Genomic DNA, 14,352 nt, shown 5'->3' on the forward strand with positions numbered 1-14,352 from the left:
TGATCCCATTCCGAACTCAGAAGTGAAACGCAGCTGCGACGATGGTAGTGTAGCATTCGCTATGCGAGAGTAGTTCACCGCCAGGCTCCCAAATAAACAGACCCTTCGTGAAAACGAAGGGTTTTTTTATTGGTATTGCGGAAGTTCACCGCTGGATGGCCAGCCCCGCAGCCTCCCAATTAAGCAAAGCCCGACTCGTAAGAGCCGGGCTTTTTGCTTTTTATCGACCTAAAAAGCTGTCCCAATCTTTCCAAACCGGCTGTAAGCCTTGTTCAATTAAAGCTCTGGCGACCTGCTGCGGAGAGCGGTTATCGTCTATGCTGAATTGCTCAAGGTTCTCTGGCTCGACACTGTAACCGCCGGGTTGGGTTTTGGAGCCAGCGCTGACACTGGTGATTGCCAGTGGTACAACGTGCTGACGAAACACGGCGGACTCGCGGGTAGACAGGCTGATTTCCAGCTCGGGGGCAAACAGGCGGAAGGCGCAAATAAGCTGGATCAATTCTTTGTCACTGATTGGATTTATTACCTCGTTACCACCACTGCAAGGGCGTATTCTGGGCACGGATAAGCTAAAACGGCATTGCCAGTACTGTTTTTGCAAATATTGCAGATGCTGCGCCAGCAAGATGGCATCGGTACGCCAATCGCTAAGACCGAGTAAAATACCCAAGCCGATTTTATCTATACCGGCCAGGCCAACTCTGTCCGGTGCATCCAGCCGCCAATGAATATCACTTTTCTTGCCTTTTAAATGATATTGCTGGTACGCCGCCGCATTATAAGTTTCCTGATACAGCATTACCGCATCTACGCCCAGGCTTTTCAGCCTGGCATATTCATCAGTACTTAGTGGCTGCACTTCTAAATGCACACTGCTGAAGTAACGCCGGATCAGTGGCAACACATCACAAAAGTAATCTATACCCACCTTGCGCTCATGCTCACCGGTTACCAGCAGCACCTGATCTACACCCATTGCTTTAATGGCCACGCATTCCTGCTCGATTTCAGCAAGGTTTAAGGTGCGCCGTTTTACTTTTTGACTTAGGGAAAAGCCGCAGTAAGTGCATTCGTTAGCGCAAAGGTTAGATAGATACAAAGGCGCATAAAACTGTACGCTGTGGCCGAACCTTTGCCGGGTCAGCTGTTGTGCTTTAGTCGCCAGCACTGGCAGCAAAGGTAAAGCGGCCGGGGACAGCAGTGCTTGTAAGTCACTGAGCGTTAAGCGTGGTTTATGTAGCGCCGTTTGCACCTGAGCCGTTGAAAAATTGCGGCTTTGCAGCTGCAGTGTTTGCCAGCTTTGTTGCTGCCATTGCGTATTAAAGCTCATAGCGCCGCCAGAAAATCAGTGAGCGGGCTTGACGCTGTAGCATGCGGCTGTGTTGTTGCTAAACCGGCGTTGTAGGCGGTGCGGCCGGCGCTTACCGATTGCGCAAAGGCACTGGCCATAGCAACCGGATCCTGACTTGCGGCAATGGCGGTATTAACCAGTACTGCCGACGCGCCCAGCTCCATTGCAGCGGCCGCATGCGAAGGCGCGCCAAGGCCGGCGTCGATAATAACCGGCACTGTGGCCTGTTCGATAATAATTTCCAGCATAGCGCGGGTTTGTAAGCCCTGATTAGAGCCAATAGCTGCACCCAGCGGCATCACTGCGGCACAGCCAACTTGCTCCAGCCGTTTGCATAATACCGGGTCGGCGCTGCAGTAGGGCAGTACGACAAAACCCAATTTAACCAGTTGCTCTGCCGCCAGTAAGGTTTCGATTGGGTCAGGCATTAAATAGCGCGGATCAGGATGAATTTCTAATTTCAGCCAGTTAGTTTGCAGTGCTTCGCGCGCTAACTCTGCAGCAAAAATGGCTTCTTTGGCCGTTTTAGCACCTGAGGTGTTAGGCAGCAGTTGAATATTCATCTCGCGCAGCGGGTTGAGTAAGTCATCTTGCGGCTGCTCCCATTGCAGGCGCTTAAGTGCCAGGGTAACCAACTGGCAACCACTAGCTTGTATTGCCTGCTGCATAAGGCCCGGGTTGGCAAACTTACCGCTGCCCAGCAACAAACGGCTGCTAAAGCTTTTGTCTGCTATGTGAAGCATGGTCAACCTCCGGTTACTATCTGAAACAGTTGCACGGCATCATCCGGCTGCAACTGATACTGCGGCCATAAACGTTTGGCCAGTACGGTATTATTTATCGCCACGGCCAGGCCGGTGTGCTCCGGAGCATGTTGTTTCAGCAACTGTTCTACCGTGATGGCGCTATCCAATGGATAACGCACATCATTAATGCTGATATGCATAATGATGCTCCCATGCCTGCTTTAACTGTAAAAAGGCTTGCTCCGGCTGTGTCTGCCCGGTGATTGCCGATACCACGGCAATACCATTGACACCGCAAGACAACACATCCGCCACACGGGCCTGGTTTATCCCGCCAATGGCTACCGTTGGCACATCGTGGCACAGAGCTGCATAGTGTTTCAGTCTTTGCAGCCCTTGTGGCATTGACGGCATTTGCTTGGTTTGGGTTGGATAAATATGGCCAAGCGCAATATAAGAGGGCTGTAGCTGACGCGCTATTAACAGCTCGGTGTAACTGTGGGTAGAAACACCCAGCCGTAAACCGGCACCGGCAATGGCGGGTAAATCTGCGCTGGCTAAATCTTCCTGGCCCAAATGTACACCAAAGGCGGCGTATTTAATGGCTAACTGCCAGTGGTCATTAATAAACAGCCGTAGTTTGTAATCACGACTGAGCAGCACAGCTTGCGCGATCTGTTGTTCGATATCTGCAGCTGAGCCTTGTTTCAGCCGCAACTGGATCACGTCTAACCCCAGCGGCAGTAAGCGTTTTAACCACTGTACACTATCTACCACCGGGTACAGGCCAATAGGCGCGCCCATTGTTGCAAAACTGAGGTTGTGCTGCAGGTTATGCTGTTGTTGTAATTGCGGGAAGTAATGATACTGCTGCGGCCAGCCGCTATGCTGCAGGCTGCCGGCGCCTTTGCCGGTAGCGTAGCCACGGCTTAATGCTTGCTGCAGATAGGCGCGGCCGACAATAATACTGTCGCTAAGCGGGTAAGCGTGGGCGCAAGCAGCGGTGACGGCACTGGATAGCACGCAACCGGTACCATGGTTATGTGTGGTGCTGAGCCTGGGTTGATGTAACGTAAAGCCGGTATTTTTGCCAAAAAAGCTGTCGGTAACAGTGGTGCCGGTAGTGCTGTGGCCGCCTTTGACCAGTACGGCCGCCGCGCCCCATTGCTGTAACTGCGCCGCCTGATTGGCTACTGACTGCTGAACTAAGCCGCTTAGCAATGCCAGTTCCGGCAGGTTTGGCGTAATAAGGTCGAGCAGCGGCAGCAGTTGTTGCCGCCAGATACTCAGTGTACTTTGGCGGATAAAGTTATAACCGGTGCTGCTGCTTAATACCGGGTCAGCAATGACGCTAAAGCCATAATCAGTCTTATGCTTGGCCAGCCACAATGCCAATTGTTGCAATAACGCCGGGTCGGGAATCAGGCCTATTTTAATAGCTTTCGGTGGTATATCCTGCAGCAGACAATTTAATTGCGTGATAAACAGCGCCGGACTGACCGTTTCATAGCCCACCACTTCTGTGCTGTTTTGTGCTGTTATTGCCGCAATAACACTGCAGCCATGACAACCCAGTGCGGCAAAGGTATGCAGATCAGCCTGAATACCGGCACCGCCACCACTGTCTGAGCTGGCGATAGTCCAGACGATGGGTTTAGTTTCAGCTGCTGGCTCATGCATCAGTTGCTGCCTCTTCTTGCTGAATTTGCTGATTAAGCCGCATTGAGCAAAACTTGGGGCCGCACATGGAGCAGAATGGCTCAGCATCGGCGCCTTCGTGGCTTAGCGTTTCATCGTGATAGGCTTTGGCGGTAAACGGGTCCAGTGCCAGGTTGTACTGATCCTGCCAGCGAAACTCGTAGCGGGCTTTAGACAACGCATTGTCTCTTTGTTGCGCGGCCGGATGGCCTTTGGCCAGATCGGCAGCATGGGCAGCAATTTTGTATGCAATAAGGCCTTGTTTTACATCTTCTTTATTTGGCAGGCCTAAATGCTCTTTCGGAGTGACATAACACAACATGGCACAGCCAAACCAGCCAATCATTGCCGCCCCTATACCGGAGGTTATATGGTCATAGCCCGGTGCAATATCGGTGGTGAGGGGGCCTAAGGTATAAAACGGCGCCTCGTGACAATGCTTTAACTGCTCGGTCATATTTTCCTGAATCAGCTGCATCGGCACGTGCCCCGGGCCTTCAATCATTACCTGGACGTCATAACGCCAGGCAATTTTAGTCAGCTCTCCAAGGGTGCGCAGCTCGGCAAATTGGGCCTCATCATTGGCATCAGCAATGCTGCCGGGGCGCAGGCCGTCACCCAGGGAGAGTGAAATATCGTAGGCGGCACAGAGCTGACAAATCTGTTCAAAATTCTGATATAAAAAGCTTTCCTGGTTATATAGCCTGGTCCACTGCGCCATAATGGCGCCGCCACGTGAGACGATACCGGTGACACGGTTGGCAGTTAAGGCAACATAATCTTTTAACACTCCGGCATGAATAGTAAAGTAATCGACACCTTGTTCGGCTTGCTCTACCAGGGTGTCGTAAAAAACTTGCCAGTTCAGTTGGCTAACATCACCTTTTACTTTTTCCAGCGCTTGATAAATTGGTACTGTGCCAATGGGTACCGGGCTGTTGCGTAAGATCCAATCCCGCGTTTGATGAATACGCCGGCCGGTGGACAAATCCATCACCGTATCGGCACCCCAACGGGTGGCCCACACCAGCTTTTCGACTTCTTCTTCAATGCTGGAGCTGACCGAAGAGTTGCCGATATTGGCATTCACTTTTACTTTAAAGTTGCGGCCGATAATCATCGGCTCCGCTTCCGGGTGATTAATATTGGCCGGAATAATGGCGCGGCCGGCCGCGACTTCCCTGCGCACGAACTCAGCAGTGATTTGCTCTGGTATAGCAGCACCGAAGCTTTCGCCCTGATGGCTTCTGACGCCATCGGTAGTAACCGCCATATTTTCCCTAAGCGCAATAAAATGCATCTCCGGCGTAACAATACCGGCTCGCGCATAGTGTAATTGGGTTACCGTTTTACCGGCTTTGGCCCGCAGCGGCTGATGCTCAAACTCGGTGATCTGCTCATCCAGTGCAATATCTGCAAAGGGCGGTAGCGGTGAGAGCGCAACATCGGCGCGTGCGTTAATCCAGTTAAGGCGTAATTTAGGCAGGCCTTTGAGCACATCTAATTGCTGTGCCGGATCACCGTAAGGGCCTGAAGTGTCATACACCGGTAAACACGGATTAGGCTGCTCACAGCCGTCAGTCATGCGGCTGGGGCTAAGATGAATATCCCGCACCGGTACTTGCACGCCGCTTTTCTCGCACAGCAGATAACGACGGCTGGAGCCCGGAAAGGTTTCACCCTGCAGCGCCTGAATATAAGCACGGGCATGGGCACGTAAATCACGTTTGGATAAAGTTGATACAGACATAGCAAACTCCGGTTAACAAGTTGAGGTTGCTTGTCCGGAGTGGGGGCAGGTTATAACAAGCAGCCAAACCGCCGGGCGGATTTTCGCTGTGTTAGATACTGTATTTCCCCTTGTTTCCCTTCGCAGGTATTAGCCTGATCAGGTTCAACGGATCCCGTTTTCACGGTCTCAGCCCGCTGTAAACAGCTGGGCACTCCGACAAGTAGTGGCCGAGTATAAAGACAAGCGGAACAAATTGGAAGGCTACATGTATTACGGAACTTGCTTGCTAGTCGGAGTTGTCAGCCGGCATGAAGTATCTTATTGTGAAACGGATTGTTACTGCTAACAGTTGAAAGATAATAAAAAAGGACTTCACTATGAGAGATGTACTGTTTTTTGATTCAATGCTGACACCGAAGATAATTACTTTTGTTTATTGGTTGCTGCTGTTTGCTGTGTTAGTCAGTGGTCTGGGTGCTATGTTTACCGCTTACGGTAGTTTCTGGTCGGGCCTGGGTATTTTAGTGTTTGGTAGTATTGGTGTGCGGATTTGGTGCGAATTATTGATCGTGCTATTTAAAATCCATGAGAATTTAAAAAAGCTGGCAGAAAAAGAGTAAAGGTAAACACCGGCACAGGCCGGTGTTTTTTGTTACAGGCTTTGCACGTATAGATACAATGATTTCAGTATTTTCAATTTCCGCTCGTCGCTGGCATGTTCATGTGTCAGATTCTCCAACATCAGACTAAAATCTTCCATCGTCAGATTTGGGTTGTCCACGCCATGCATTAATTTATCAGTGCGGTAGCGCTGCCATTTTTGCTGTTCGCTGTGGGTCAGGCTGGCCGGGTAGTTACGGGCGCGAAATAAAAACAGCAAATTGTTTAAGCGCTCATCGGCAAATACCGGGGCGTTAACAGCCAACTGCTCCGGTGGCAACTGATGCAGTTGCTGCATTTTTTGCTTATCGCCATCGCTGATAAAACCGCTATATAACTGATAATCCGGGTTGGTTTCTGCCGGGAACTCATTTAACTGCTGATACAGCTCAATCGCTTTAGCTTGCGTGGCGCGATGTTGGCGCAAAAAGTCTAAATGCTTAAGGCACTGCGCACGGTCGATGCCAAATGCAGCTGCGCGCTCTTCAGTCAGAGTTTTTGCCGGTGCTAACACCGGGCATTTATTCAAATGAATAAGTTTTAAGCCCAGCCGCTGTTCACCGTCTGCCAGATCCGCAGTTTTGGTATACAGTTTTTGCTGTAAGGTGGCAATATCGTCTTCCAGCAGCGGTGTTGGATCTGCCTGCAGATTATAGCAAATCACCGCATTTTTATTAGTAGGGTGGAACGCCAGCGGCACTATCCAACTAACGCAACCCTGAGTAGCGGGAAACTTAGACGATACATGTACCAGCGGCGACATACCCGCGACATCAATCAACTCAGCGACTTTAGCTTTTTTACGCAGCTCAAATAAATAACCAAACAGCTTAGGCTGCTGTTGTTTTATCAGTTTTGCCATGGCAATGGTGGCATAGACATCAGATAACGCATCGTGGGCATTTTCATGAGCTAAGCCGTTGGCTTTAGTCAGCTCTTCCAGTTTAAAGCTTGGGCTGCCATCTTCGCGCACGGGCCAATTAATACCTTCCGGGCGCAGCGCATAGCAGGCACGCACCATATCGATAAGGTCCCAGCGGCTGTTACCATTTTGCCATTCGCGGCCGTAGGGTTCATAAAAGTTGCGGTACAGGCTGTAGCGGGTTACTTCGTCGTCAAAGCGCAGGTTGTTATAGCCCAGCACACAGGTATTAGGCGTGCTGAAACGCTGCAGAATTCGCTGCATAAACTCAGTTTCAGCCAGGCCTTTTTTGTTACACAGTTGCGGCGTCAGGCCGGTGATTAATGCCGCTTGCGGATGGGGCAGGTAGTCATTTGCCAGTTGGCAATACCAGACATCAGGCTCGCCAATAATATTCAGCTCAAGATCGGTACGGATCCCGGCAAACTGAGCAGGGCGGTCGCGTTTGGGATCAGCGCCCCAGGTTTCGTAGTCGTGAAAATAAAAGCTGGTTTGTTCTGGCATCACAATGGCTTAATTAATGATTTAGCAAAATATAGCGTCAGTGTAGCAGCAAGCACAACCGCAGTGCACCGCTTTTACTGCCAATAACAGCAAGACGCCTTAACGGTTTTCTGCCTGCTGACATTGAAGCTTCAGCAAACTCAGTACCTCTGTATTGGTATTTTTCGGGTAGGCCAGGCCTATGGTGCGTTCAAGTTTCAACTCGCTGATCCGGCGCAGGATAACATCATTGCGCTGTTGCATATTGTCAAAATCAGGTACTAACGCACAACCGACACCGGCCGAAACCAAGCCAAGCGCGTACTCGATAGTTTGAATATCGGCGCGTAAATCCGCTTTAATGCCGCGGCGCACCAGTTCCGGGTATAACGTGTTCCACGCATCACAGGGCGTACGTTTAATAAGCGGCAAGTCTTCAAAATCGCCCAGGGCTATAGTGTCCTGCAGCGTCAGCATTGATGCCGGCGGAATAGCCAGCAAGTAGCTGTCGTGCCAAATTGGCTGAAATGCTTCGCCGGCTTTGAGCAACTGCGGCGTAATAATGCGGGCGTCGCAGTGCTCATCCGGTTCAACTAAATGCAACTCCAGTCCGGGCACACTGTTGCTGAATTCACGCAGTAACCGGCTCATGCGTTCTACACCCAGCGCACGGATTAACCCGAGGCGGAATTTAATTCGCGCCACCGGTTGGCTGAACGACGCTTTGAGTGACTGCAACTGCGCCAACAACCGGCCGGCATGACCATAGAGTTTTTCGCCATCTTCTGTTGGCGTTACGCCTTTGGGTAGACGATTAAATAAGCTTACCCCCAGCTCGTGTTCCAACTGGCGCAGCGCTGCCGACAACGATGGCTGGGCTACGCAGCACAGGCGCGCGGCCGCACTAATACTGCCTTGTTCGTACACGGCAACAAAGTAACTGAGCTGGCGAATATCCATAGTTATAAACTATACCTGATACAGAATTATTATATTTTAACTCTATATCAAAGCAGGCTAATCTGGCCATAACAAAAATTATTTCGCTGGTTTTATTGAGGAATTTGCTATGACACGTGCACATTTTGACTGGCAGGACCCGTTTGCGCTTTCTGCCATGCTAACTGAAGAAGAACGGATGATCCGCGACAGTGCGCAGCAGTATTGCCAGGATAAATTGCTGCCGCGGGTACTGATGGCTAACCGCGAGGAGCATTTTCACCGTGAAATTATGACCGAGCTGGGTGAACTGGGCTTACTGGGCGCCACCTTACCGGAAAAATACGGCTGTTCAGCGGTCAATTATGTCTGTTATGGCCTGGTGGCGCGTGAAGTAGAGCGGGTAGACAGTGGCTATCGCAGTGCAATGAGTGTGCAATCCTCACTGGTTATGCATCCGATTCACGAGTACGGCAGCGAAGCGCAGCGGATGAAATATTTGCCCAAATTAGCCAGCGGCGAATGGGTAGGTTGTTTTGGTTTAACTGAACCGGACGCCGGCTCGGATCCGGCCGGCATGCGCACTACCGCAAAAAAAGTAGCGGGCGGCTATGTGTTGAACGGCAGCAAGATGTGGATCACTAACTCGCCGATTGCCGATGTGTTTGTGGTATGGGCCAAGCTGGACGGCGATATTCGCGGCTTTGTGCTGGAAAAGGGTATGCAGGGCTTATCTGCGCCGAAAATTGAAGGTAAATTTTCGCTGCGGGCCTCTATAACCGGTGAAATTGTGATGGACAACGTTGAGGTGCCGGAAGATGCTTTGCTGCCTAACGTAAGTGGTTTAAAAGGCCCCTTTGGCTGTTTAAACAAAGCCCGCTATGGCATCGCCTGGGGTGCACTGGGCGCCGCTGAATTTTGCTGGCATGCGGCTCGCCAATATACGCTGGACCGGCATCAATTTGGCCGGCCGTTGGCGGCAAACCAACTGATCCAGAAAAAACTGGCCGATATGCAAACCGAAATCAGCATTAGTTTATTGTCTTGCTTACAAGCTGGCCGGTTGATGGATCAGCATTTACTGGCGCCGGAGACTATCTCGCTGATTAAACGTAACTCGTGCGGTAAGGCGCTGGATATCGCCAGGATGGCGCGTGATATGCACGGCGGTAATGGTATAGCAGATGAATACCATGTTATCCGCCATGTAATGAACCTCGAAGCGGTTAATACCTACGAGGGTACGCACGATGTGCACGCGCTGATTTTAGGCCGTGCCCAAACTGGTTTGCAAGCTTTTAGCGGCGCCTGAGCCTGACACTAGTTAAGCGGAGTAAGTCTTATGTCAGAAGCCGTGCATCCCTGGGTTAACGAATACCGGGCGCGTTTAAGCAGTGGCAAACTGCCGGCGCATAGCAGCAGTCACAGTATCGATTTTTCCACCTTGCACCAGCTGTGGCACAGCCAATTGTGCAGCCGTCTGTTAGATTTGCAATCAAGGCTGTTGCAAGCCAAAGGCCAGAGTTTTTATACCATAGGCAGTGCCGGCCATGAAGGCAATGCAGCCGTCGCTGCTGCGTTAAGGCTTACCGATCCGGCGTTTTTACACTACCGCAGCGGTGCGTTTTTTATCGAGCGCAGTAAGCAACTACCGGGTAGTACACCGCTTTACGATATGCTGCTGTCGTTTTGTGCCAGCAGCGACGACCCCATCTCGGGTGGCCGGCACAAGGTACTAGGCAGCCTGGCGCTGAATATACCGCCGCAAACCAGTACCATTGCCTCGCAGTTGCCCAAAGCGGTTGGCGCGGCTTTTGCGGTGGATTTAACTAAACGGCTTGGCCTTGATGGCCAGTGGCCGGCCGATGCGATAGTGCTGTGCAGTTTTGGTGATGCCTCGGCCAATCACTCCACCGCACAGGGTGCTGTTAATTCTGCCTGTTGGGCCGCCTATCAGCAGGTGCCGGTGCCGGTGCTGTTTGTCTGTGAAGATAATGGTCTGGGCATTTCTACCCCGACGCCCAGCGGCTGGATAGAGCAGGACTTAGCCGACAGGCCGGCGCTGAAGTACTTTGCGGCCGACAGCCGTGATCTGGCTCAAACCTATCATATCGCCCGACGCGCCGCCGACTATGTGCGCAGCAAGCGTAAACCTGCAGTGCTGCATTTATCCACTGTGCGGCTGTTTGGCCATGCCGGTGCCGATGCCGAAGTGGCATACAGAAGCAAAGCACAGATTGATGCCGAGCTGGAGCTTGACCCTGTACTCAGCAGCACAGCAGCGCTGCTGGCCGGCGGGGATATTACTGCTGAACAATTATTGACGCAGTTGGACAGGTTGGTGGCACAAATAGCCAGAGTAGCCGCCGTCGCCTGTAGCCGGCCTAAACTGACGACAGCAGTGCAGGTAATGGCGTCCATTGCACCGCTGCGTCAGGCTGCTGCTGTACCGGCACTGCCGGTGGCTGAAGCGCGCCAGCAATTATTTGCCTTTGATCAGCATAACAGCGGTAAAAAGCAGCATTTGGCCAAGTTACTAAACTGGGCGCTGCATGATGTGTTGGCGCAATATAGCAATACCGTGGTGTTTGGCGAAGATGTCGGCAAAAAGGGGGGCGTGTACGGCGTAACCCAGCATTTGGTGCATGCTTTTGGCAGTAATCGCGTTATTAATACCTTACTGGATGAGCAAAGTATTTTGGGTATGGCAATTGGCCTGGCACAGCAGGGTTTTATCGCCATCCCGGAAATTCAGTTTCTGGCCTATGTGCATAATGCTGAAGATCAAATTCGCGGTGAAGCGGCCACCTTGCCGTTTTTCTCCAATGGCCAGTATCACAATGCGATGGTAATTCGCATTGCCGGGCTGGCCTATCAGCGTGGCTTTGGCGGCCACTTCCATAACGATAACTCCTTTGCTGTATTTCGCGATATTCCGGGGGTTATTTTATTGTGTCCGTCTAATGGCCATGATGCGGTTTTATTGCTGCGCCAGGCGGTGCAACTGGCACATCAGCAAAAACGGCTGGTTATTTTCCTTGAACCGATAGCGCTATATATGACGCGTGATCTCAGCCAGCCAGGTGATGGTTTGTGGTTAGCCGATTATCCGGCGCCGGATACGGCTTTACCCGCACTGGGGGAGCCAGGCGTATTTGGTGATGGCGATGAACTGGCTATTATCAGTTACGGCAATGGTTATTATTTAAGCCGTCAGGCGGAGCAGGAGCTGAGGGCACAAGGTTACCGCATTCGCGTGCTGGATTTACGCACTCTGGTACCGCTGCATACCAAGGAAATTATCAAAGCGCTGCAAGGCTGCAACAAGGTGCTGATTGTTGACGAATGCCGTCGCCGTGGCTCATTAAGTGAAGAGCTGTTTACCGCCTTACATGAGGCCCGGCCCGGCCATTTTACTGTTTCGCGCCTGTGCGCCGAGGATAGTTTTATTCCGCTGGGGGCTGCCGCATACGCAGTGCTGCCGTCGACGCAGCAAATTGTGCAACAGGCGCTCAGCCTGCTTACCGTTGATACTGAACAGGTGATGTTATGAAAAAAACGGCGCTGGTAGTTTGTCCGGGGCGCGGTACTTACAATAAAGCAGAGCTGGGCTATATCAGTCAGCACTGCGAAGACAGCATCTTGTTGGCGCAGTTTGATAGCGTCAGAGCCAACGCCGGGCTAGCGACGTTGAGTGAACTCGATCGTCAAACAGTATTTAGCCGCAGTATGCATTTAAAAGCAGAAAACGCCGCCGCATTGATTTTTGCTGCCGGTGTAGTGGATTATCGCAGTATCAATACAGCTCAGTTTGATGTGGTGGCCGTAACCGGCAATTCAATGGGTTGGTACACGGCGCTGGGTTGCGCAGGTGTGTTGGCCGCCGACAACGGCATGCAACTGGTGACTGATATGGCGCAGTTAACTGCAGGAGGTGTCGGGGCGCAGTTTATTTATCCGGTTATTGATGACAACTGGCAGCCGGATGCAGAGCGCGCAGCTTTAGTACAACACCAGCTGGCGTTGCATGAAGGTGCGCTGTTTATGTCTATTGTCTATGGTGGTTATGCAGTACTGGCCGGCAGTGAAGCTGCAGTAAAGGCCGCGATGGCAGCGTTACCGCCTTGCGATGAGCGCTTTCCGCTGTTGTTGCCGGGCCATGCTGCTTTTCATACCGGGTTTATGCAGGCTGCGTCAGATAAAGCCTTAGCGCTGTGGCCGGCGGCGCGCTTTAATCAGCCACAATTGTCGTTGGTAGACGGTCGTGGCCGCATCTGGCCGGATGGCGGCAGTGATTTGGCCGCACTGCAGCGCTATACGCTGCAACATCAGGTTTGCCAGCCTTATAATTTTAGTAAGGCGTTGCAGGTGGCCGTAAAAGAGTTTGCGCCAGAGCATATTATTTTATTGGGCCCCGGCGCCAGCTTAGGCGGAGCTGTAGCACAAAGCCTGATTGAGATTAACTGGCAGGGGCTGCGTGCAAAACAGGATTTTATTGCCGCACAGCAAGCTGCAATCCCCTTTGTACTTAGTATGGGGCTGCCGGAGCAGCGGCGTTTGCTGCTCTGAGCCTGTTAGCCTGCACTGGCGATGCGGTTAAGCACACTGATTTTATGCTGGTAGCGCTGTTTATCTTCAGTTGATTTGGCTGCCCGGCGGGCTTTTTCGAGGTAATGCGATGCTTTTAACGTGTTGTTCAGCGCGAAATAGCTTCTGGCCAAGCCGAACAAGGCTTCATGCGTATCGCTGTTCAGAGCCAACGATTGCTTAAACAGCGCAATGGCTTCATTTGGTTCATTGCGTTTTACTGCTTCATTACCCAGCATTACATAGTACCAGGGATTAGTTTTACGCTTTTCATGCACCTGTTGCTCCAGCCGTTTGGCAGCGCTGACATCACCGCTATAACGGTACAGCACCGCCAGATTGGCCATCGCATTGGTAGATGTCGGGTCTAACGCCAGGCTATGGTGATATGCCTGTTCTGCCAGTGGGTACAAATTCTGTTGCCGGTACAATACAGCAAGATTAGACCAGGTAACGGCGTAGTTCGGATCGGCGGCTATAGCCGCCCGGTAGTAACGATAGGTTTGCGCAAGGTTATAACGGTCGAAATGTTCAGCGGCTTTGTTGTTATAGAACATAGCAATAACGCGCTCCGGCTTAATGCTTTCAGTTGCGAAACGCTGCTTTATTGTATTGCGGTCAAAATCGACGATAATGTCGCTGCCAAGCAGCACCAGGCCTGAGGCATAATTTAACTGCCGGTTTTGCAGTAACTTTAAATTGATATGGCCATTTAACCAGGTTTGGTTGGTATCGCTGCTCCAGTATTCCGGAATTTTAACGTCCTGGAACACTGCATCTATACCGACTTCTTTAGCAATGCTGTAAGTCAGAATAGACAAACTTAAGCAATTCGCCTGGCGTGTTGCCAGAGTCTCGCCAACAGTTCTGGTTACGGTATGGTTGTACGTTAAGCTATCGCCGGTGTGAGCCAATATATACTTTAAGATAGCGGTACTGCGCTGCGTCATGCCCAACCGGGCAGAGGTTAGCGCAGTCAGTTCAGCTTTATTGGCCGCGGGCAAGCGGAATATCTCCTCTGCCGTTTCAACCGGGTACAGTTCGCCCGGAAACTGTGTTTCATCAAGCAGCAGCTTTTGCGGTTCCATCAGCTGCCAATGCTCTGACGTGTGCTGGCACGACACCAAAGCGACCAGAGATAAAACAAAACTAATCGAAATTACAGTGTTCATAATACTGCTCCGGTATTCAACATTGTTAACTATAGACCAGCTTGGGAGGCAATCAGTGC

The 14,352-nt window shown here is 51.5% G+C and carries 11 protein-coding genes, 1 pseudogene and 1 riboswitch; of the genes and pseudogenes, 4 read left to right on the top strand and 8 right to left on the bottom strand.

Annotated elements, in window-relative coordinates; genetic code table 11:
• Window positions 1-220: 220 nt before the first annotated feature.
• The 5 genes and pseudogenes from thiH to thiC all read right to left on the bottom strand — a co-directional run.
• The gene (gene thiH / locus Q8O77_RS00005) at window positions 221-1,333 is read right to left on the bottom strand and encodes a 2-iminoacetate synthase ThiH (protein ID WP_305550545.1); all 1,113 of its coding nucleotides are present in this window, start codon (window positions 1,331-1,333) and stop codon (window positions 221-223) included.
• Window positions 1,330-2,097, bottom strand: coding sequence for a thiazole synthase (locus tag Q8O77_RS00010; RefSeq protein ID WP_305550547.1), 768 nt, complete (start codon window positions 2,095-2,097; stop codon window positions 1,330-1,332). The genes thiH and Q8O77_RS00010 overlap by 4 nt, the downstream gene beginning before the upstream one ends.
• A gap of 2 nt (window positions 2,098-2,099) precedes the next feature.
• Window positions 2,100-2,300, bottom strand: coding sequence for a sulfur carrier protein ThiS (thiS, locus tag Q8O77_RS00015; protein WP_305550549.1), 201 nt, complete (start codon window positions 2,298-2,300; stop codon window positions 2,100-2,102).
• Window positions 2,284-3,780, bottom strand: a complete 1,497-nt coding sequence (gene thiE, locus Q8O77_RS00020; RefSeq protein ID WP_305550551.1) for a thiamine phosphate synthase — start codon at window positions 3,778-3,780, stop codon at window positions 2,284-2,286. The genes thiS and thiE overlap by 17 nt, the downstream gene beginning before the upstream one ends.
• Window positions 3,781-3,796: 16 nt before the next feature.
• Window positions 3,797-5,548 (bottom strand): annotated as a pseudogene (thiC, locus tag Q8O77_RS00025) (phosphomethylpyrimidine synthase ThiC); the annotation flags it as partial.
• Window positions 5,549-5,645: 97 nt separating this feature from the next.
• Window positions 5,646-5,756: riboswitch (TPP riboswitch) on the bottom strand.
• Window positions 5,757-5,907: 151 nt separating this feature from the next.
• Between thiC and Q8O77_RS00030 the strand changes: the two are divergent.
• Window positions 5,908-6,150, top strand: coding sequence for a DUF4282 domain-containing protein (locus tag Q8O77_RS00030; protein ID WP_173501239.1), 243 nt, complete (start codon window positions 5,908-5,910; stop codon window positions 6,148-6,150).
• A 32-nt stretch (window positions 6,151-6,182) separates the two neighbouring features.
• Here the strand turns inward: Q8O77_RS00030 and sbcB are convergent, their stop codons facing one another.
• Entirely contained in the window at window positions 6,183-7,616 is a 1,434-nt protein-coding gene (gene sbcB / locus Q8O77_RS00035; protein WP_305550554.1) for an exodeoxyribonuclease I, read from the bottom strand.
• A gap of 99 nt (window positions 7,617-7,715) precedes the next feature.
• Window positions 7,716-8,555: a LysR family transcriptional regulator gene (locus Q8O77_RS00040; protein WP_305550556.1), complete on the bottom strand. Its 840-nt coding sequence runs from the start codon at window positions 8,553-8,555 to the stop codon at window positions 7,716-7,718.
• A 109-nt stretch (window positions 8,556-8,664) separates the two neighbouring features.
• Here Q8O77_RS00040 and Q8O77_RS00045 point away from each other — a divergent pair, with 109 nt between their 5' ends.
• The 3 genes from Q8O77_RS00045 to Q8O77_RS00055 are packed head-to-tail and all read left to right on the top strand — an operon-like array spanning window position 8,665 to window position 13,103.
• A complete protein-coding gene (locus Q8O77_RS00045) occupies window positions 8,665-9,846 on the top strand; it encodes an acyl-CoA dehydrogenase (protein WP_305550559.1) in 1,182 nt (393 codons plus the stop codon).
• A gap of 30 nt (window positions 9,847-9,876) precedes the next feature.
• On the top strand, window positions 9,877-12,087 hold the full coding sequence (locus Q8O77_RS00050) for a thiamine pyrophosphate-dependent enzyme (protein ID WP_305550561.1): 2,211 nt from the start codon (window positions 9,877-9,879) through the stop codon (window positions 12,085-12,087).
• Entirely contained in the window at window positions 12,084-13,103 is a 1,020-nt protein-coding gene (locus Q8O77_RS00055) for a malonyl CoA-ACP transacylase (protein ID WP_305550562.1), read from the top strand. The genes Q8O77_RS00050 and Q8O77_RS00055 overlap by 4 nt, the downstream gene beginning before the upstream one ends.
• A 5-nt stretch (window positions 13,104-13,108) precedes the next feature.
• On the opposite strand, the gene Q8O77_RS00060 is transcribed toward Q8O77_RS00055, so the two are convergent.
• Window positions 13,109-14,293, bottom strand: coding sequence for a tetratricopeptide repeat protein (locus Q8O77_RS00060; protein ID WP_305550564.1), 1,185 nt, complete (start codon window positions 14,291-14,293; stop codon window positions 13,109-13,111).
• Window positions 14,294-14,352: the final 59 nt, after the last annotated feature.

This window comes from Rheinheimera sp., assembly GCF_030690345.1.
Taxonomy (GTDB): Bacteria; Pseudomonadota; Gammaproteobacteria; order Enterobacterales; family Alteromonadaceae; genus Alishewanella.